Origin of the sequence: Pseudomonas sp. GM79 (genome assembly GCF_000282495.1) — a bacterium.
Taxonomy (GTDB): domain Bacteria; phylum Pseudomonadota; class Gammaproteobacteria; order Pseudomonadales; family Pseudomonadaceae; genus Aquipseudomonas.
This window is the reverse complement of sequence record NZ_AKJE01000037.1, coordinates 44,969-62,420: the sequence shown is the minus strand read 5'-3', so window position 1 is coordinate 62,420 and position 17,452 is coordinate 44,969. Positions and strand designations below refer to the sequence as shown.

The window sequence follows — 17,452 nt, the reverse complement described above, 5'->3', positions numbered from 1 at the left end:
GCGACCAAGCCCCATCCTGTAGGAGCGAGGCTTGCCCGCGAAGGCGGCCTGACAGCCGACCAATTTCTCGCAGACATACGCCGACCCACTGTGGGAGCGAGCCTGCTCGCGATGGCGGCCTTACAGGCAACGATGTTTATTGATTGTTAAAAATATCAGAACCTTCCCACAAGTCTTTCAGGTTGTGCGTCGGAAGTGGCCTCTCTAATCTCCAAAATCCGTTCTTACCCATATATTGCAAGACTACTTGGAGAATACAAATGACGAAGCCCGCTAACGGCCACGTCCTCTCATCCGCCTTGGACACATTGGTCAAACGTCCTCTAAATCAAGCAGATGACGCGGCGCTTGTGAGCGCGGCCAAAGCTGTTTGGTACTCGAAATTGAATCTTGAGAGTGAGGTGACAGCGTTCCTGAACTGCCACTCTGATGAGGTGGAAGTTCGACGTGCAGGCTATCTGCTCGAACGATTCACTCGCTTTGCCTGCGTGTCTGATAGCCGCGTGTCGGAAACCCTTAACGCTATTGAGCTATTTGCACACTCGACTTCCAAGCATGAAGTGATACCACAAGCAACCGTACCGCTTCGTCGGCACCGTGATGAACTCGCCATTGCTTGGGGGCTGAATGAAGGCCTTGGCTTGAAGGCGCAATCCCTCATGCCTTTCCAGACTCGGCACTACGAAGCTGAGCAGCGCGCAACGTTTTCCTGAGCTTAAGCTGTATTACAAGAACCCGGCCTAGGTCGGGTTTTTGCTGTCCGCCTGGATAAGTGATGGTGTTTATTTGTCAGGAAAAACATCAGAACCTTCCCACAAGTTTTTCAGGTTGTCCGTCGGAAGTGGACTCTCTAACCTTTGGATGTCGCTGCCAATTCAGTGACCGGGACTGCAAGCCCGCCGATAGTTTGTTAGACACCTTTAAGCGCACCTATAATCGTGGCGCTTAAATCAATGGTCATCGATTTATGGTGGCTGTGTGCGGGAGACCTTCGGGTCTGCCGAGGGCCTAACAACTCGGTCTTGCAGACCCGCGCACAGCTGCCACCCATCATCTGCAAGTGATGCTGGTAGCTCCAACTTTTTGTTAGGAGTTTCACAATGATCAAAGACAGCCCAAATCCTCCAGAAACAGACGTAGAAACAGACGTAGAAACAGATTTAGAAACAAACATGGAAAACGAATCCGTTTCCCCCTACGCCTGCCTCAATTCCAAAAAACTCCACGACGCCGCAATCCGTGCACTCGATCACTATCTCGCGCCACCTTCCCGGAAGAAGGCCAAAGCCGACCAGCGTCCAAGTACGATTTTCGTCGTCGCGCCCAACGTAGATTCCGAAACCCTGCTGGCCCATGCCTGTGAAACCCTGGCTTCGGCGAATGTCATGGCCAGTGAGTTGGCGTACGACCTCACTGGACCGGCGTGCAATCTGGCCTTGGGCATTCAGCAGATGATTTCGTTGGCGGAGTTGTCGGTGAACCGTGTGCTGGATCATCTGGATCCGCAGGGGTAGCACAATGAAAAAAGCCCGCTGGACCTGTGACGGTCAGCGGGCTTTGAGATTTTCATTGGTTGTGCGGGCCTCTTCGCGGGCAAACCCGCTCCCACACTTTGATCTGTACCAAAAAGTTGGATACCAATCCTGATTTTGGGGGCAGATCACCACAGGCAACCCCCTCGCCACAAAAGCTCCTCGCCAGCCTTGAAGGTTGCCGTTAAGGGCGAATCTCAATCATCGTGCCATCCGGCACCAAACCCCAAACCTCGCGCATGTCCATGTTGCGCATGGCGATGCAGCCATCGGTCCAGTCCAGCGTATGGAACAGGTCTTCGGGGTTGTCTTCGGTGTCCGGGGTGCCGTGGATCATGATCATGCCGCCAGGCTCGACGCCTTCGCGCCGGGCACGGGCGGCGTCGCTGATATTGGGGTAGGAGATGTGCATCGCCAGGTTGAAACGGTCGCTGATCTTGCGCCAGTCCACCCAATAAAAGCCTTCGGGGGTGCGCTTGTCGCCCTCCATCAGCTTCGGCCCCTTGGGGCGTTTGCCCAAGGAAATGCGATAGGTCTTGATCGGCTTGCCATCATTGATCAATTGCAATTGATGGGCTGATTTGAGAACCAGAACTTTTTCGATGACTTTGCCATCCAGCGTTTCCGTGGAGGAAGCCTGAGTGACAGTGACGAACGATAAGCAAAAAACAGCAAGCAACCAGCGCATTGAAACGATATCCCTAAGAGGTGTCGCGACTATTTATTTTATAGGTGCTTTTATGTGTAGCAGCTTTAAATGATGGCAGGCTGGACGAGCGGCGGGATCGATTCGGACCGCACGGGGTAGACCTCGGTCCGCCGGTCAGCGAAGAAGCATTCTAAGGTACGGCCCACCGTGCGGAAAGCCAGTTCGCCCCAAGGGATGTCGGCTTCTTCGAACAGTTGCACTTCCAGGCTCTCGGGCCCCGCGGAAAAATCCAGGTCCACCAACTCGGCGCGAAAGAACACATGCACCTGGCTGATGTGTGGCACGTCGATCAGCGTATAGATACTCAGGTTACGCACGCGGGCACAAGCTTCTTCGGCGGTCTCGCGAATGGCGGCCTGCTCGATGGTCTCACCGTTTTCCATGAACCCGGCGGGCAGGGTCCAGTAACCGCGCCGTGGCTCGATGGCGCGACGGCACAGCAACACCTTCGAACCCCAGACCGGCACGCAACCGGCGACGATATTGGGGTTTTGGTAATGGATGGTATGACAGCTGTCGCAGACAAAACGCAGGCGCGAATCGCCTTCGGGAATGCGCTGGGTTACCGGGTTGCCGCACTGGCTGCAAAATTTCATGCTTGGGTTCCTGAATGCTGCGCCTATCTTGGCGTGCAGCGGTGTCGGTCGGCAAGTTGTCGTTTCGCGACATGAGGCTGTTCGGGGCTTGGGCGGCCGATGCGATTGGTGCATGATGCAGGGTAAGGCACAGATCGAGAAGACTCATGCTGGACGAGCTACTGCACCGGGTAAGCAATCACACGCCGCGTACGCTGGAAACCGACCGACGTTTCCCCGAAGCCGCGGTATTGGTGCCCATCACGCGCAGTGACGAACCGGAACTGGTGCTAACCCTTCGCGCCAGCGGGCTTTCGACCCATGGCGGCGAAGTTGCCTTTCCCGGCGGTCGACGCGACCCCGAAGACCCTGACCTGATTTTTACCGCCCTGCGCGAAGCCGAAGAAGAAATCGGCCTGCCGCCGGGGCTGGTTGAAGTGATCGGCCCACTGAGCCCATTGATCTCCCTGCACGGCATCAAGGTCACGCCCTATGTCGGCGTGATTCCGGATTTCGTCGAATACCAGGCCAATGATGCCGAGATCGCCGCGGTGTTCAGTGTGCCGCTGGAGTTCTTCCGCAAAGACCCGCGAGAGCACACTCACCGCATCGACTATCAGGGCCACAGTTGGTACGTGCCGAGCTACCGTTATGGCGAGTACAAGATCTGGGGGCTGACGGCGATCATGATTGTCGAGTTGATCAACCTGCTCTATGACGCGAAAATCAGCCTGCATCAACCACCCAAGAGTTTTATCAACACCTGAAGCCATCGTTCGCATGGCATGAGTCTGCGGCTGCCTGAGCCTTTGAGGACAATAAGATGAAATACCGCCTGGGCGACGCCCGCGTCGACACCCATCCGCAGAGTTGGGTCGCCCCCAATGCCGTGCTGGTGGGCAAGGTCAAACTGGAAGAGGGCGCCAACGTCTGGTTCAACGCCGTGTTGCGTGGCGACAACGAACTGATCCTGATCGGCAAGAACAGCAACGTGCAGGACGGCACAGTAATGCACACCGACATGGGCTACCCGCTGACCATTGGCACCGGCGTGACCATCGGCCACAACGCGATGCTTCACGGCTGTACGGTGGGCGATTACAGCCTGATCGGTATTAATGCGGTGATTCTCAACGGCGCGAAAATCGGCAAGAACTGCATCATTGGCGCCAACTCGCTGATCGGTGAGGGCAAGGAAATTCCGGACGGTTCGCTGGTCATGGGGTCACCGGGCAAGGTCGTGCGCGAGTTGACCGAGCCGCAAAAGAAGATGCTCGAAGCCAGCGCCGCTCACTATGTGCACAACTCGCAGCGCTACGCCCGCGATCTGGTCGAGCAGGAAGAATGAGCACCACTGAGCGACCTGTTCCATCGCCATGCGTGAACATTTGTGCGCTGGATGAGGATGACATTTGCACCGGATGTCAGCGCACGGTGGAAGAAATCACCCGCTGGAGCCGGATGGACAACGCAGAGCGGCGCAAGGTGTTGGGGTTGTGTCATGAGCGGGCGAAGTCGAGTGGGTTGATCTGGATGTTGGGCAAAACACCAGACCTGTAGGAGCTGCCGAGTGCAACGAGGCTGCGATCTTTTGATCCGGCCTCTAAAAAACAACGTCAAAAGATCGCAGCCTCGTTGCACTCGTCAGCTCCTACGGTACTCTGTGCACCAAAATCGACAGGTACTCCCGCCCCCATGCTCTTCCTGATCGCCTACATCAGCAGCGTCGTGCTGATCAATTACGCCTTTTCCACCGCCCCGCACCTGGACATCATCTGGTCAGCCTGGGGCGGTTTGGTATTCGTGTTGCGGGACATGGTGCAAACCCGCTTTGGCCATGGCGCGATTGCGGCGATGCTGGTGGCGTTGGTGCTGTCCTATGTCACTTCTGCCCCGTCTATCGCACTGGCCAGCGCGATCGCATTCGCGGTGTCCGAGTGCATCGACTGGCTGGTGTTCAGCATCACCAAGCGACCATTGCATGATCGCCTGTGGATAAGTTCGGCCCTGAGCATTCCCCTCGACACCTTCATCTTCTTCGGTATGATCGATGCGTTCACTCCGGCCGTGATCCTCACCGCCATGGGTTCGAAGTTCGCAGGTGTGACAGTCGTGTGGCTGATCATGGCCTGGCGCTTGCGTAATCAGGCCGTCGTCAGCTGAAGCCAAACCCTCAGGTTCATGTAAAATGCCGCGCTTTCTCCCCATGGGAAGCGTGCCAGGCACCGCATCCCTCGATGATCCGCTTCTTGAGGACCTGAGATGACCCGTATCGGAACTCCATTGTCGCCAACCGCGACCCGCGTATTGCTGTGTGGCTGTGGTGAGTTGGGCAAGGAAGTGGTGATCGAGCTGCAACGCCTGGGCGTTGAAGTGATTGCTGTGGATCGCTACGCCAATGCGCCGGCCATGCAAGTCGCCCATCGCAGCCATGTGATCAACATGCTCGACGGTGCCGCCTTGCGTGCAGTGATCGAAGCCGAAAAGCCGGACTTCATCGTGCCGGAAATCGAAGCCATCGCCACCGCGACCCTGGTGGAGCTGGAGTCCGAAGGCTTCACCGTGGTTCCGACCGCTCGCGCCGCGCAGCTGACCATGAACCGCGAAGGCATCCGTCGCCTGGCCGCTGAAGAGCTGGGCCTGCCAACGTCGCCGTACTACTTCGCCGACACCTTCGAGGACTACAGCAAGGCTGTCGACGATCTGGGTTTCCCATGCGTGGTCAAACCGGTCATGAGTTCCTCGGGCAAAGGCCAGAGCCTGCTGCGCAGCGTTGATGATGTGCGCAAGGCATGGGATTACGCTCAAGAAGGTGGCCGCGCCGGTAAAGGTCGCGTGATCATCGAAGGCTTCATCGATTTCGACTACGAAATCACCCTGCTGACCGTGCGTCACGTTGGCGGCACCACGTTCTGTGCGCCGGTTGGTCACCGTCAGGAGAAGGGCGACTATCAGGAATCCTGGCAGCCACAAGCCATGAGCCCGGTTGCTCTGGCTGAATCCGAGCGCGTTGCCAAAGCGGTGACCGAAGCCTTGGGTGGCCGTGGTCTGTTTGGCGTCGAGTTGTTCATCAAAGGTGATCAGGTCTGGTTCAGCGAAGTCTCGCCGCGCCCGCATGACACCGGTCTGGTGACCCTGATTTCCCAGGACCTGTCGCAGTTCGCGCTGCACGCACGGGCGATCCTGGGCCTGCCGATTCCATTGATTCGTCAGTTCGGGCCTTCGGCTTCGGCGGTGATTCTGGTGGAAGGGCAGTCGACTCAAACCGCATTCGCCAATTTGGGCGCTGCGTTGAGCGAGCCGGATACCGCGTTGCGTCTGTTCGGCAAGCCTGAGGTCAATGGCCAGCGTCGGATGGGTGTGGCGTTGGCGCGTGATGAGTCGATCGAGGCTGCACGGGCTAAAGCGACCCGTGCTTCTCAAGCTGTTGTTGTAGAGCTGTAACCGAGGCGCGGCATTCGCGAGCAAGCCCGCTCCCACATTGGATTTTGTGTGCACTCAAAATCCAATGTGGGAGCGGGCTTGCTCGCGAAGCTTTTGCTTTTGCTTTTTCTTCAGGCAACCCGATTCAAATCGTTATGCCGCGTCTCCTTCAGGCACAGCACCGCGATCAAGCTCAGCACCGCCGCCCCCGACACATACCCGCCGACATAACTCAAACCGCCCATCGCCACCAGTTTCTGCGCAAAGAACGGCGCCGCTGAGGCTCCGACAATGCCGCCCAGATTGTAGGCCGCCGACGCGCCGGTATAGCGCACGCGGGTCGGAAACAGCTCCGGCAGCAGTGCACCCATCGGCGCAAACGTCACGCCCATCAGAAACAGTTCAATGCACAGGAACAGCGCCACACCCCGGGTCGAGCCTTGGGTCAGCAGCGGTTCCATGAGGAATCCGGACAGAATCGCCAGCACGCCGCCGATGATCAGCACCGGTTTGCGCCCGAAACGATCACTCGCCCAAGCCGATAGCGGTGTCGCGGCCGCCATGAACAGCACGGCGAAACACAGCAGGGCGAGGAAGGTTTCGCGGGTGTAGCCGAGCGTAGAAACACCATAGCTCAGCGAAAACACCGTCGAGATATAGAACAGCGCGTAACACACCACCATCGCCCCGGCACCCAGCAGCATCGGCGCCCAGTATTGGCTGAACAGCTCGACCAGCGGGATCTTCACCCGTTCCTGACGAGCCATGGCATTGGCGAATACCGGGGTTTCGTGGAGCTTGAGGCGCACATACAGGCCCACCATCACCAGCGCGGCACTGAGCAGGAACGGAATTCGCCAGCCCCACGAACGGAACTGCTCGTCGTTCAGGCTCATGGCCAGGGTCAGGAACAGGCCGTTGGCCGCCAGAAACCCGATCGATGGGCCGAGTTGCGGGAACATGCCGTACCAGGCGCGCTTGCCTTTGGGCGCGTTCTCAGTGGCCAGCAATGCGGCGCCGCCCCATTCACCGCCCAGCCCCAGGCCCTGGCCGAAGCGCAGCACGCAAAGCAGGATCGGCGCCCAGGCGCCAATGCTGTCGTAACCCGGCAGCACGCCGATCAACGTGGTGCACACGCCCATCAGCAGCAGGGAGGCGACCAGTGTCGATTTACGCCCGATGCGGTCACCGAAGTGGCCGAATAGCGCCGAACCCAGTGGCCGCGCAAGGAAGGCGATACCGAAGGTGAGGAACGCCGACAGCATCTGGGCGGTGCCGGAGGTCTGCGGAAAGAACACCGGCCCGATCACCAGCGCTGCCGCAGTGGCGTAGACGTAGAAGTCGTAGAACTCGATGGCCGTGCCGATGAAACTCGCGGTGGCTACTCGGGTGGCGGAGTTGGTCGGTTGGACAGGTGCGGTGTCGCTGAACGTTGTGCTGGTCGTCATGCGGTAATCCCTGACAGTCATGTGCCCCAGTGGAGCGAATTATTATGGTCGAATACCCAGGGATGTGGGTTGAGATACGGTCGCTGTTCAAGGTAGGAACAGTCGTCGCAGTGGTGCGGATATTGTCGATGATCTGGCCGGAACCTGCTGCGCGCGGGGTAAGCACGTGGTTCGGCGGGGGCTCGGGTAAGCGGCTTGATTATAGGAAGGCGGCTAACGATCTAACAAGGGCATGGATATTGAAAAAGATCGCAGCCTCGCTTCGCTCGACAGCTCCTACAAAGGAACGCATTCCAAACTGTAGGAGCTGTCGAGCGAAGCGAGGCTGCGATCTTTTAACTATCTAACGGCTAGAGGCAATCGCAGGCGTCGAACTGGTATGCCAAATCAACACGCGCGTGACGCGATTGTCTTCCGTCTCCAGAATCTCCAGCCGATAACGCCCGATCTTCAGGCAAACCGCACTGTCCGGAATCGTTTCCAGCGCCTCGGTCACCAACCCGTTGAGGGTTTTCGGACCATCACTGGGCAGATGCCAGCCAAGGCTCTTGTTCAATTCACGAATCGATGCCGCACCCTCGATGACCAGGCGCCCATCGGCCTGCGGATGGATGTGCGGATTATCCAGGCTGTGTTGGCTTTCGAACTCACCGACGATTTCTTCGAGAATGTCTTCCAGGGTCACGATGCCCAGCACTTCGCCGTACTCGTCGACCACCATGCCCAAACGCCGCTGCTGCTTGTGGAAGTTCAGCAATTGCAGCTGCAGCGGGGTGCTTTCCGGTACGAAGTACGGTTCGTGACTGGCGGCCAGCAGCGCTTCCCGGGTCAGGCTTGAATCCGGTAGTAAATGACGGATCTGTCGGGTGTTGAGCACCGCTTCGACCTGATTGATGTCGCTGTGGAATACCGGCAGGCGGGTGCGTCTGTTATGGCGCAGTTGCTCGATGATTTCTTCGAGGGAATCGTCCAGATTGATTCCGTCGACCTCACTGCGCGGTACCAGAATATCGTTGACCGTGATGTTATCCAGCGCGTGGATACCTGACAGCGAATGCGGGCGAGTGGCGGCGTGTTCGTGATCGTCGTGCCGATCTGCCGGTACCTCGTCTTCGCTTTGCTGCACCACATTGATTTTGCGGGCGAATGGTCGCATCAGCAGTTGGCTGATGGCATTGAGTAGCCAGGCAGCCGGGTAGACGATTTTCAACGGTATGCCGAGCAGTGTGTTGCCCAGGCTCAGGACAGCATCTGGATAGCGCATGGCAAGGGTGCGTGGCAGATAGTCGGCGAACACCAGCAGCACCGCGCTGGCACCGAGGCAGGCAATCCATGGACCGTTTTGTGCCCAGGTGAAAATCGCCAGCAAGGTGCTGATGACCACTACCAGCGCGCGGCACAGTGTGTTGCAGAGGATCAGGCTGTTGAGCGGGAAGCTCAGCTTCGCCACGGGTTTGTCGCTCGAACGCGAGGCCGTGCGCTGGGCCAGCAGCTGCTGTTGTGCAATTTCGATGGCGGTAAACAGCCCCGACCATAAAATCAGCAGGGCCAGCACCGCGAGCATCGGCCCTATGGGCAAGTCGTCCATTAATGCCGCCCGTCAGATATGCAGAATGTATTCGCGGACCAGCTTGCTGCCGAAGTACGCCAGCATCAGCAGGCAAAAACCGGCAAGGGTCCAGCGGATGGCTTTGTGTCCGCGCCAGCCGAGGCGGTTACGCCCCCAAAGCAGCACGCTGAACACGATCCAGGCCAGGCACGCCAACAGGGTTTTATGCACCAGGTGCTGGGCGAACAGGTTCTCGACGAACAGCCAGCCGGAGATCAGCGACAACGAAAGCAGGCTCCAGCCGGCCCAGAGGAAACCAAACAGCAGGCTTTCCATGGTTTGCAGCGGCGGGAAGTTCTTGATCAGCCCGGATGGATGCTTGTGTTTGAGCTGATGGTCCTGAACCAGCAGCAGCAAAGACTGGAACACGGCAATGGTGAACATGCCGTAAGCGAGGATCGACAAGAGGATGTGGGCGAGAATGCCTGGTGCTTCGTCAATGATCTGCACCGTACCGGCGGGGGCGAACTGTGCCAGTACCACGGTGGCGGCGCCCAGCGGGAACAGCAATAGCAGCAGGTTTTCCACCGGAATCCGCGAGCAGGCCAGCAGGGTCAGGGCGATGACCGCTGCGGCAATCAGGCTGGCGGCGCTGAAAAAGTCCAGGGCCAGGCCGATCGGTGTCAGCAGATAGGTGATCAGGCTGACGCTGTGAGCCAGCACGGCCAGCACACCGAGCGTGACCAGCAGGCGCTTGTTCGCCTTGGCGCCGGTGGCCAGACGAGTGCCTTGATAGAGGGTCGCAGCGGCATATAAGCAGGCGGCGGCGAGGGTGGTAAGCAAACTGGGTGACAAGGGGAGCATAAATCCTGTTAGGCAAGCCCGAAAGGCGCTGAGTTTGGCATAGAACCCCCATAGCACGAAAGACCATGCAACCTGACGGCGAGGTGTCCGCCAGACGCAGTCTTCGCTATAATCCGCGACCTGCCCACGCCGCAGGCTCGCCGAGCACATGTTTATTCCGGTCTGGGCCGCCATTATCCCGGTCTACACAGGGCCTGAAAGGATCGCGCAATGTTTGAAAACTTAACCGACCGTCTCTCGCAGACGCTGCGCCATGTCACCGGCAAAGCCAAACTGACCGAAGACAACATCAAAGACACCCTGCGCGAAGTGCGCATGGCGCTGCTCGAAGCCGACGTCGCCTTGCCGGTGGTCAAAGACTTCGTCAATTCGGTCAAGGAACGCGCTGTCGGCACCGAGGTGTCACGCAGCCTGACGCCGGGCCAGGCCTTCGTGAAAATCGTCCAGGCCGAACTCGAAAGCCTGATGGGCGCGGCCAACGAAGACCTGAACCTGAGCGCCGTTCCTCCTGCCGTCGTGTTGATGGCCGGTCTGCAGGGTGCGGGTAAAACCACCACCGCCGGCAAACTGGCGCGCTTCCTTAAAGAGCGCAAGAAGAAGTCGGTCATGGTTGTGTCCGCGGACGTTTACCGTCCGGCGGCGATCAAGCAGCTTGAAATGCTCGCGGGTGAAGTTGGCGTTACCTTCTTCCCGTCCGACCTGAGCCAGAAGCCGGTCGACATCGCGCAAGCTGCTATTAAAGAAGCAAAACTGAAATTCATTGACGTGGTTATCGTCGATACCGCCGGTCGTCTGCACATCGACGAAGAGATGATGGGCGAGATCAAGGCGCTGCATGCCGCGATCAACCCGGTTGAAACCCTGTTCGTGGTCGATGCCATGACTGGCCAGGACGCCGCCAACACGGCCAAGGCTTTCGGCGATGCGCTGCCGCTGACCGGTGTGATCCTGACCAAAGTCGACGGCGATGCCCGTGGCGGTGCCGCGTTGTCGGTACGAGCCATCACCGGCAAGCCGATCAAGTTCATCGGTATGGGCGAGAAGAGCGAAGCGCTCGAACCGTTCCATCCTGAGCGTATTGCGTCGCGCATCCTCGGCATGGGTGACGTGCTCAGCCTGATCGAGCAGGCCGAACAGACCCTCGACAAAGACAAGGCCGATAAACTGGCCAAGAAGCTGAAGAAGGGCAAGGGCTTCGACCTCGAAGACTTCCGCGATCAGCTGCAACAGATGAAAAACATGGGCGGCCTCGGCGGCCTCATGGACAAACTGCCGAACATGGGCGGCGTGAATCTGGCGCAAATGGGCAACGCCCAGGGCGCGGCAGAGAAACAGTTCAAGCAGATGGAAGCCATCATCAACTCCATGACCCCGGCCGAGCGCCGCGACCCTGAGCTGATCAGCGGTTCGCGCAAGCGCCGGATCGCCATGGGTTCCGGTACTCAGGTGCAGGACATCGGCCGCTTGATCAAGCAGCACAAGCAGATGCAGAAGATGATGAAGAAGTTCTCCGCGAAAGGCGGAATGGCCAAAATGATGCGCGGCATGGGCGGTATGTTGCCCGGCGGCGGCATGCCGAAAATGTAAAAGATTCGCGCCGGCAGTCATGTCGGCGCTGCCCACATGGAAGTGGGATCTCCAGCAAACCCGCACTTGGCGGGAGCTGACTGGCCGTTTTCAACGACGGCTCTATAGCAAATCTGGATGGCGACCGATAGGCCGCCGGAAAAAGACATTTGCAAAAGTCCGGATATTCCTTAGAATATGCGGCCTTTCGGGCACCTATGCCCGCTGTGCCTTTAGATTTGCAGCACCGACTACAGGAACGATCTTCAATGCTAACAATCCGTCTTGCCCTTGGCGGCTCCAAAAAGCGCCCGTTTTACCACTTGACCGTAACCGACAGCCGCAACCCGCGTGACGGTTCGCACAAGGAACAGGTTGGTTTCTTCAACCCTGTTGCTCGTGGTCAAGAAGTTCGTCTGTCCGTGAACCAAGAGCGCGTAGCCTACTGGCTGAGCGTTGGTGCACAACCTTCTGAGCGCGTTGCTCAGTTGTTGAAGGAATCTGCTAAGGCTGCGGCCTGAGCAATATGAACGCGACGCCAGCTGTTGCCGATGATTTGATCGTTATTGGCAAAATTTATTCTGTTCATGGCGTTCGCGGCGAAGTGAAGGTGTATTCCTTTACTGATCCGACTGAAAACCTGTTGCAGTACAAAACCTGGACGCTCAAGCGCGAAGGCAATGTGAAGCAGGTCGAGCTGGTCAGCGGACGTGGGAGCGACAAGTTCCTGGTCGCAAAGCTCAAGGGTCTTGATGATCGTGAAGAAGCACGTCTTCTGGCTGGTTATGAGATCTGTGTGCCGCGCAACCTGTTCCCTGAATTGACCGACGGCGAGTACTACTGGTACCAGCTGGAAGGTCTGAAGGTTATTGATCACCTCGGGCAATTGCTCGGGAAAATCGATCATCTTCTGGAAACCGGCGCCAATGATGTAATGGTGGTCAAGCCTTGCGCTGGCAGCCTGGATGATCGCGAACGCCTGTTGCCCTATACGGAGCAATGCGTGTTGGCTGTCGACCTTGCCGCAGGCGAGATGAAGGTGGAATGGGATGCGGACTTCTAAACGTGGCTAACCTGCGCGTAGAAGTGATCAGTTTGTTTCCCGAGATGTTCTCCGCCATCAGCGAGTACGGCATCACCAGTCGGGCGGTGAAACAGGGGCTGTTGCAGCTTACCTGTTGGAATCCGCGAGACTACACGACGGATCGACATCACACTGTGGATGATCGCCCATTTGGCGGTGGTCCGGGCATGGTGATGAAGATCAAGCCCCTGGAAGATGCTCTGGTTCAGGCCAAGGCAGCAGTCGGGGAGGTGGCGAAGGTAATTTACCTGTCCCCCCAAGGCCGTCAACTGACTCAGTCGGCGGTACGCGAGTTGGCGAATCTGGATGCATTGATCCTGATTGCCGGCCGCTATGAAGGCATTGACGAGCGTTTTATAGATGCTCATGTCGATGAAGAGTGGTCGATTGGCGACTATGTACTGTCTGGCGGTGAGCTGCCGGCGATGGTCCTGATCGATGCGGTTACACGACTGCTGCCTGGAGCTTTAGGGCATGCGGACTCCGCCGAGGAAGATTCCTTTACGGATGGTTTGCTGGATTGCCCGCACTACACCCGACCGGAGGTGTATGCGGATCAGCGTGTTCCCGACGTATTGCTAAGTGGCAATCACGCGCACATCCGGCGTTGGCGTTTACAGCAGTCCCTTGGTAGGACCTTTGAACGACGCGCCGATCTTCTGGAAAGCCGCTCGCTTTCTGGAGAAGAGAAGAAGCTGCTCGAGGAATACATCCGCGAGCGGGACGATAGTTAACAACGTATCGATGGTAAATCCGACGATTTACCTTAGGAGCACAGCATGACTAACAAAATCATCCTTGCACTCGAAGCAGAGCAGATGACCAAAGAGATCCCTACCTTTGCCCCGGGCGACACCATTGTCGTTCAGGTGAAAGTGAAGGAAGGCGATCGTTCGCGTCTGCAAGCGTTCGAAGGCGTAGTTATCGCCAAGCGTAACCGCGGCGTAAACAGTGCTTTCACCGTTCGTAAAATCTCCAACGGTGTTGGCGTAGAGCGTACTTTCCAGACCTACAGCCCGCAAATCGACAGCATGGCCGTTAAGCGTCGCGGTGACGTACGTAAAGCCAAGCTGTACTACCTGCGTGACCTGTCCGGTAAAGCAGCTCGCATCAAGGAAAAACTGGCTTAAGTCCAGCTTCCGATGCGCAAGAGCCAGCCTGTTCAGGCTGGCTCTTCAAGAAAATGCCTCGTATCGAAAGATACGGGGCATTTTTCGTTATGGTGCGGAACCTGTAGGAGCGAGGCTTGCCCGCGAAGAGGGTGTGTCAGTCGACATTGATGTTGTCTGGTGCGTTGTCTTCGCGAGCAAGCCCGCTCCCGCACGGGTCGTGGCGTTAAGGGGGGAAGACTTTTTCCGCGCAAAAGAAAACGCCCCGAACAAGTCGGGGCGTTTGCTTGAAGTGCTGCGGCTTTTTGAGCGTGGGCGCTTAGCGCTTCAGCGAAGCTGGCAGGTGCGGCTGGATCGCCGTCAGTACTGCCTTGAAGCACTTGGTGTTGCCGGCGACGATGTGGCCTTTCTCAAGGAAGTCGTGACCGCCGGTGAAGTCGCTCACCAAGCCGCCGGCTTCCTGGATCAGCAGGGCGCCTGCAGCCATGTCCCACTCGGACAGGCCCGACTCCCAGAACGCATCGAAACGGCCGGCGGCCACATAGGCCAGGTCCAGGCTCGCCGAGCCGGCGCGGCGGATGCCGGCGGTCTGGCCAACCAGGGCGCGGAACATGCCCAGGTAGTTGTCGAGGTTGTCCATCTGGTCGTCGCGGAACGGGAAGCCGGTACCCAGCAGGGCGCCGTCCAGGCTGGTGCGACCGCTGACGCGCAGACGGCGACCGTTCAGTTGGGCGCCGCGACCACGGCTGGCGGTGAATTCTTCCTGGCGAACCGGATCCAGAACAACAGCGTGCTCCAGGCGACCACGGTATTTGCAGGCAATGCTGACAGCGAAGTGAGGAATGCCGCGCAGGAAGTTGGTGGTGCCGTCCAGCGGATCGATGATCCACAGGTACTCTTCGCCTTCGATGCCGCTACCGGCGTGCATGCCGGTTTCTTCACCCATGATCGAGTGATTAGGGTAAGCCTTGCGCAGTGCATCGATGATTTTCTGTTCGGCGGCGCGATCCACCTCGGATACGTAATCCTTGGCGTCTTTTTCGTCGACCTTGATGGTATCCAGGCGCTCGATGGAGCGGAAAATCAATTCACTGGCGCTGCGGGCGGCGCGCAGCGCGATATTCAGCATGGGCTGCATGGATGTGTCACCTAAGGTTGTTAAAGAAAGCCGGGCATTCTATCAGAAAGTTTCTACAGGTGAAGGTCGGTGTTCGCTTTCATAGCTTAACGGTAGGTTGAGCTGTAAGATTCTGCTCCCCATTAAAGTGTTCGAGAGCGCCTCCCTTGCTGCAAAACATTCGTGTCGTCCTGGTCAATACCAGTCACCCCGGCAATATCGGCGGGGCTGCGCGTGCCATGAAGAACATGGGCCTGTCGCGGCTGGTGCTGGTCGAGCCGCGGTTGTTCCCGCACCACGAGGCCGATGCGCGTGCGTCCGGCGCCGGTGACATCCTTGAAAATGCTCAAGTCGTCGCCACCCTGGAAGATGCCTTGGTCGGCTGCAATCTGGTGCTCGGCACCAGTGCTCGTGATCGTCGCATTCCCTGGCCGTTGCTCGATCCTCGCGAATGCGGTGTGAAGGTGGTAGAGGAGGCGGGGCAGGGCGCCGAGATCGCATTGGTGTTTGGTCGTGAAGATTCCGGCCTGACCAACGAAGAGCTGCAGCGATGTCATTATCACGTGCACATCCCATCAGACCCTGAGTTCAGTTCGCTGAACCTTGGGGCGGCGGTGCAGGTGTTGAGCTATGAAGTGCGTATGTCCTGGTTGGCGGCTGCAGGTCAGCCGAGCAAGGTCGAGAAGGAAGAAGTGGCGTCCACCAAAAGTGGTGAACTGGCGACCATGGATGAGCTGGAGCGATTCTATGAGCACCTGGAGCAAACGCTGGTGGCCATCGAATTCCTCGACCCGGAAAAACCACGGCACTTGATGGCGCGTCTGCGCCGGTTGTACGGACGCAGCTCGGTCAGCCGGGCGGAAATGAATATATTGCGTGGCATCCTCACGGAAACCCAGAAAGCGGCCCGTGGCGAGCTTCTAAAGCGGAAGGATTAATGATGTTCGAGCGTTTGCGTGAAGATATCCAAAGTGTTTTCCATCGTGACCCGGCGGCGCGTAATGCTTTTGAGGTTCTAACGTGCTACCCGGGCATGCACGCCATCTGGATCCATCGCCTGTCGTCAGCGTTGTGGGGCATGGGCTGGAAATGGCTGGCGCGTCTGGTGTCGAACTTCGGTCGCTGGTTGACCGGGATCGAGATTCATCCGGGTGCCAAGGTTGGTCGTCGTTTCTTTATTGACCACGGTATGGGCATCGTTATCGGTGAGACTGCCGAGATCGGCAACGACGTCACCCTGTATCAAGGCGTGACCCTTGGCGGCACCAGCTGGAACAAGGGCAAGCGCCACCCGACCCTGGAAGACGGCGTAGTCGTCGGGGCGGGCGCCAAGGTGCTCGGCCCGTTTACGGTGGGTGCCGGGGCCAAGGTAGGTTCCAATGCCGTGGTCACCAAGGCGGTTCCGCCTGGGGCGACGGTGGTGGGGATTCCGGGGCGGATCATCGTCAAGTCCGATGAAGAGCAGGACGCCAAGCGCAAGGCCATGGCCGAGAAGATCGGTTTCGACGCCTACGGTGTCGGCGAAGACATGCCGGACCCGGTGGCTCGAGCCATTAACCAGTTGCTCGATCATCTGCAGGCTGTAGATGGTCGACTTGAAGGGATGTGTGGGGCGCTGAGGGACCTGGGTAGCAATTACTGTGCGAAAGATCTGCCTGAACTGCGCGAAGAAGACTTTGCCTGCGTAAAAGACAAGGATCAGAGTCAGGCCAGCTAAACCGCGCCGACCCCTTCGCGAGCAAGCCTGCTCCCACATCAGATTTTCAGCGGGCATGGATTTGTGTTCGACACAGATCAAGTGTGGGAGCGGGCTTGCTCGCGAAGAACGATAACGCGCATTTGCTGGTGATACACGGCCAGCCTTTGCTATGATGCGCGCGCTCTTTTGCGGGTAAACCTGAGTAAAGCACTAGGTCTTATAGTTGACTTAAATACTCGGGAATTGCATACTCGCCCCATTCCGAATTCCGTGGTAATTGTCCATGCGACTGACTACAAAAGGCCGATACGCCGTGACCGCCATGCTTGACCTGGCGTTGCACGCGCAGCACGGGCCGGTGTCCCTGGCCGATATCTCCGAGCGCCAAGGCATATCCCTGTCCTACCTCGAGCAGCTTTTTGCCAAATTGCGCCGCAGCAATCTGGTGTCCAGTGTTCGTGGTCCAGGCGGTGGTTACCAGTTGTCCCGCGACATGCAGGGCATCCAGGTCGCCCAGGTGATCGATGCGGTCAACGAATCGGTCGATGCAACCAAATGTCAGGGTCAGGGCGATTGCCATTCCGGCGACACCTGTCTGACCCACCACTTGTGGTGCGATCTGAGTCTGCAGATTCACGAATTTCTGAGCGGTATCAGCTTGGCTGACCTTGTAACTCGCCGTGAGGTGCAAGAAGTAGCCCAGCGTCAGGACCAGCGTCGTTGCAACAGCAAGGCGCCACGCCTGGACAAGATTGAAGCGTCCGCCGTCGAATGACA

The 17,452-nt window shown here is 58.2% G+C and carries 21 protein-coding genes; 15 read left to right on the top strand and 6 right to left on the bottom strand.

The annotated features are described in order from the left end of the window. Window positions 1–260: 260 nt before the first annotated feature. Both PMI36_RS17870 and PMI36_RS17875 read left to right on the top strand, forming a co-directional pair. Complete coding sequence (locus PMI36_RS17870) at window positions 261–713, top strand: hypothetical protein (RefSeq protein WP_008071021.1); 453 nt, start codon at window positions 261–263, stop codon at window positions 711–713. 387 nt (window positions 714–1,100) lie between these two features. After that, window positions 1,101–1,514 carry a DUF6124 family protein gene (locus PMI36_RS17875; RefSeq protein WP_008071019.1) on the top strand — a complete coding sequence of 138 codons (414 nt, stop codon included), beginning with the start codon at window positions 1,101–1,103 and terminating at the stop codon, window positions 1,512–1,514. A 202-nt stretch (window positions 1,515–1,716) separates the two neighbouring features. On the opposite strand, the gene PMI36_RS17880 is transcribed toward PMI36_RS17875, so the two are convergent. Next, window positions 1,717–2,220, bottom strand: coding sequence for a L,D-transpeptidase family protein (locus PMI36_RS17880; RefSeq protein ID WP_008071017.1), 504 nt, complete (start codon window positions 2,218–2,220; stop codon window positions 1,717–1,719). Between the two features lie 65 nt (window positions 2,221–2,285). Next, window positions 2,286–2,837 (bottom strand): NUDIX hydrolase, encoded by a 552-nt coding sequence (locus PMI36_RS17885; RefSeq protein WP_008071014.1) that lies wholly within the window; start codon window positions 2,835–2,837, stop codon window positions 2,286–2,288. A 146-nt stretch (window positions 2,838–2,983) separates the two neighbouring features. Here PMI36_RS17885 and PMI36_RS17890 point away from each other — a divergent pair, with 146 nt between their 5' ends. From PMI36_RS17890 to purT, 5 genes are all read left to right on the top strand, one after another. Then, window positions 2,984–3,583: a CoA pyrophosphatase gene (locus tag PMI36_RS17890; protein ID WP_007897550.1), complete on the top strand. Its 600-nt coding sequence runs from the start codon at window positions 2,984–2,986 to the stop codon at window positions 3,581–3,583. Between the two features lie 56 nt (window positions 3,584–3,639). After that, on the top strand, window positions 3,640–4,164 hold the full coding sequence (locus PMI36_RS17895; RefSeq protein ID WP_003221962.1) for a gamma carbonic anhydrase family protein: 525 nt from the start codon (window positions 3,640–3,642) through the stop codon (window positions 4,162–4,164). Next, window positions 4,161–4,376 carry a DUF1289 domain-containing protein gene (locus PMI36_RS17900; RefSeq protein ID WP_008071012.1) on the top strand — a complete coding sequence of 72 codons (216 nt, stop codon included), beginning with the start codon at window positions 4,161–4,163 and terminating at the stop codon, window positions 4,374–4,376. Before PMI36_RS17895 ends, PMI36_RS17900 begins: the two co-directional genes overlap by 4 nt. Window positions 4,377–4,511: 135 nt before the next feature. Then, complete coding sequence (locus PMI36_RS17905; RefSeq protein ID WP_008071011.1) at window positions 4,512–4,979, top strand: VUT family protein; 468 nt, start codon at window positions 4,512–4,514, stop codon at window positions 4,977–4,979. 99 nt (window positions 4,980–5,078) lie between these two features. Beyond that, on the top strand, window positions 5,079–6,260 hold the full coding sequence (purT, locus tag PMI36_RS17910) for a formate-dependent phosphoribosylglycinamide formyltransferase (RefSeq protein ID WP_008071010.1): 1,182 nt from the start codon (window positions 5,079–5,081) through the stop codon (window positions 6,258–6,260). 110 nt (window positions 6,261–6,370) lie between these two features. Here the strand turns inward: purT and PMI36_RS17915 are convergent, their stop codons facing one another. The 3 genes from PMI36_RS17915 to PMI36_RS17925 all read right to left on the bottom strand — a co-directional run bounded on the left by PMI36_RS17915 (window position 6,371) and on the right by PMI36_RS17925 (window position 10,100). Beyond that, entirely contained in the window at window positions 6,371–7,687 is a 1,317-nt protein-coding gene (locus tag PMI36_RS17915; RefSeq protein ID WP_008071008.1) for an MFS transporter, read from the bottom strand. Window positions 7,688–8,030: 343 nt separating this feature from the next. Then, window positions 8,031–9,275, bottom strand: a complete 1,245-nt coding sequence (locus PMI36_RS17920; RefSeq protein WP_008071006.1) for a transporter associated domain-containing protein — start codon at window positions 9,273–9,275, stop codon at window positions 8,031–8,033. A 12-nt stretch (window positions 9,276–9,287) separates the two neighbouring features. Further along, the gene (locus PMI36_RS17925; RefSeq protein WP_032830310.1) at window positions 9,288–10,100 is read right to left on the bottom strand and encodes a cytochrome C assembly family protein; all 813 of its coding nucleotides are present in this window, start codon (window positions 10,098–10,100) and stop codon (window positions 9,288–9,290) included. Window positions 10,101–10,310: 210 nt separating this feature from the next. On the opposite strand from PMI36_RS17925, the gene ffh reads away from it, so the two are divergent. From ffh to rplS, 5 genes are all read left to right on the top strand, one after another. Beyond that, window positions 10,311–11,687, top strand: a complete 1,377-nt coding sequence (gene ffh, locus PMI36_RS17930) for a signal recognition particle protein (protein ID WP_008071004.1) — start codon at window positions 10,311–10,313, stop codon at window positions 11,685–11,687. Between the two features lie 248 nt (window positions 11,688–11,935). Beyond that, complete coding sequence (gene rpsP, locus PMI36_RS17935) at window positions 11,936–12,187, top strand: 30S ribosomal protein S16 (RefSeq protein WP_003198088.1); 252 nt, start codon at window positions 11,936–11,938, stop codon at window positions 12,185–12,187. A 5-nt stretch (window positions 12,188–12,192) separates the two neighbouring features. After that, window positions 12,193–12,729 carry a ribosome maturation factor RimM gene (gene rimM / locus PMI36_RS17940; RefSeq protein WP_008071003.1) on the top strand — a complete coding sequence of 179 codons (537 nt, stop codon included), beginning with the start codon at window positions 12,193–12,195 and terminating at the stop codon, window positions 12,727–12,729. Further along, window positions 12,711–13,484, top strand: coding sequence for a tRNA (guanosine(37)-N1)-methyltransferase TrmD (gene trmD / locus PMI36_RS17945; protein ID WP_177319486.1), 774 nt, complete (start codon window positions 12,711–12,713; stop codon window positions 13,482–13,484). Before rimM ends, trmD begins: the two co-directional genes overlap by 19 nt. A gap of 45 nt (window positions 13,485–13,529) precedes the next feature. Next, complete coding sequence (gene rplS, locus PMI36_RS17950) at window positions 13,530–13,880, top strand: 50S ribosomal protein L19 (RefSeq protein WP_003175895.1); 351 nt, start codon at window positions 13,530–13,532, stop codon at window positions 13,878–13,880. Window positions 13,881–14,178: 298 nt separating this feature from the next. Here the strand turns inward: rplS and suhB are convergent, their stop codons facing one another. Continuing rightward, a complete protein-coding gene (gene suhB / locus PMI36_RS17955; protein WP_008070994.1) occupies window positions 14,179–14,997 on the bottom strand; it encodes a type III secretion system regulator SuhB in 819 nt (272 codons plus the stop codon). A 146-nt stretch (window positions 14,998–15,143) separates the two neighbouring features. Here suhB and trmJ point away from each other — a divergent pair, with 146 nt between their 5' ends. The 3 genes from trmJ to iscR all read left to right on the top strand — a co-directional run bounded on the left by trmJ (window position 15,144) and on the right by iscR (window position 17,450). Then, window positions 15,144–15,914: a tRNA (cytosine(32)/uridine(32)-2'-O)-methyltransferase TrmJ gene (gene trmJ, locus PMI36_RS17960; protein WP_007903572.1), complete on the top strand. Its 771-nt coding sequence runs from the start codon at window positions 15,144–15,146 to the stop codon at window positions 15,912–15,914. A gap of 2 nt (window positions 15,915–15,916) precedes the next feature. Further along, entirely contained in the window at window positions 15,917–16,693 is a 777-nt protein-coding gene (cysE, locus tag PMI36_RS17965; protein WP_008070986.1) for a serine O-acetyltransferase, read from the top strand. Window positions 16,694–16,958: 265 nt separating this feature from the next. After that, window positions 16,959–17,450 (top strand): Fe-S cluster assembly transcriptional regulator IscR, encoded by a 492-nt coding sequence (gene iscR, locus PMI36_RS17970; protein ID WP_003227911.1) that lies wholly within the window; start codon window positions 16,959–16,961, stop codon window positions 17,448–17,450. The last annotated feature ends 2 nt before the right edge of the window (window positions 17,451–17,452 follow it).

Coding starts and splice junctions, on each gene's coding strand:
- cysE (WP_008070986.1), top strand. CDS start 15,917: ATGTTCGAGCGTTTGCGTGAAGATATCCAAAGTGTTTTCCATCGTGAC.
- suhB (WP_008070994.1), bottom strand. CDS start 14,997: ATGCAGCCCATGCTGAATATCGCGCTGCGCGCCGCCCGCAGCGCCAGT.
- PMI36_RS17900 (WP_008071012.1), top strand. CDS start 4,161: ATGAGCACCACTGAGCGACCTGTTCCATCGCCATGCGTGAACATTTGT.
- trmD (WP_177319486.1), top strand. CDS start 12,711: ATGGGATGCGGACTTCTAAACGTGGCTAACCTGCGCGTAGAAGTGATC.
- PMI36_RS17890 (WP_007897550.1), top strand. CDS start 2,984: ATGCTGGACGAGCTACTGCACCGGGTAAGCAATCACACGCCGCGTACG.
- PMI36_RS17895 (WP_003221962.1), top strand. CDS start 3,640: ATGAAATACCGCCTGGGCGACGCCCGCGTCGACACCCATCCGCAGAGT.
- PMI36_RS17875 (WP_008071019.1), top strand. CDS start 1,101: ATGATCAAAGACAGCCCAAATCCTCCAGAAACAGACGTAGAAACAGAC.
- ffh (WP_008071004.1), top strand. CDS start 10,311: ATGTTTGAAAACTTAACCGACCGTCTCTCGCAGACGCTGCGCCATGTC.
- PMI36_RS17920 (WP_008071006.1), bottom strand. CDS start 9,275: ATGGACGACTTGCCCATAGGGCCGATGCTCGCGGTGCTGGCCCTGCTG.
- PMI36_RS17885 (WP_008071014.1), bottom strand. CDS start 2,837: ATGAAATTTTGCAGCCAGTGCGGCAACCCGGTAACCCAGCGCATTCCC.
- PMI36_RS17925 (WP_032830310.1), bottom strand. CDS start 10,100: ATGCTCCCCTTGTCACCCAGTTTGCTTACCACCCTCGCCGCCGCCTGC.
- PMI36_RS17880 (WP_008071017.1), bottom strand. CDS start 2,220: ATGCGCTGGTTGCTTGCTGTTTTTTGCTTATCGTTCGTCACTGTCACT.
- PMI36_RS17870 (WP_008071021.1), top strand. CDS start 261: ATGACGAAGCCCGCTAACGGCCACGTCCTCTCATCCGCCTTGGACACA.
- rpsP (WP_003198088.1), top strand. CDS start 11,936: ATGCTAACAATCCGTCTTGCCCTTGGCGGCTCCAAAAAGCGCCCGTTT.
- purT (WP_008071010.1), top strand. CDS start 5,079: ATGACCCGTATCGGAACTCCATTGTCGCCAACCGCGACCCGCGTATTG.
- PMI36_RS17915 (WP_008071008.1), bottom strand. CDS start 7,687: ATGACGACCAGCACAACGTTCAGCGACACCGCACCTGTCCAACCGACC.
- PMI36_RS17905 (WP_008071011.1), top strand. CDS start 4,512: ATGCTCTTCCTGATCGCCTACATCAGCAGCGTCGTGCTGATCAATTAC.
- rplS (WP_003175895.1), top strand. CDS start 13,530: ATGACTAACAAAATCATCCTTGCACTCGAAGCAGAGCAGATGACCAAA.
- rimM (WP_008071003.1), top strand. CDS start 12,193: ATGAACGCGACGCCAGCTGTTGCCGATGATTTGATCGTTATTGGCAAA.
- iscR (WP_003227911.1), top strand. CDS start 16,959: ATGCGACTGACTACAAAAGGCCGATACGCCGTGACCGCCATGCTTGAC.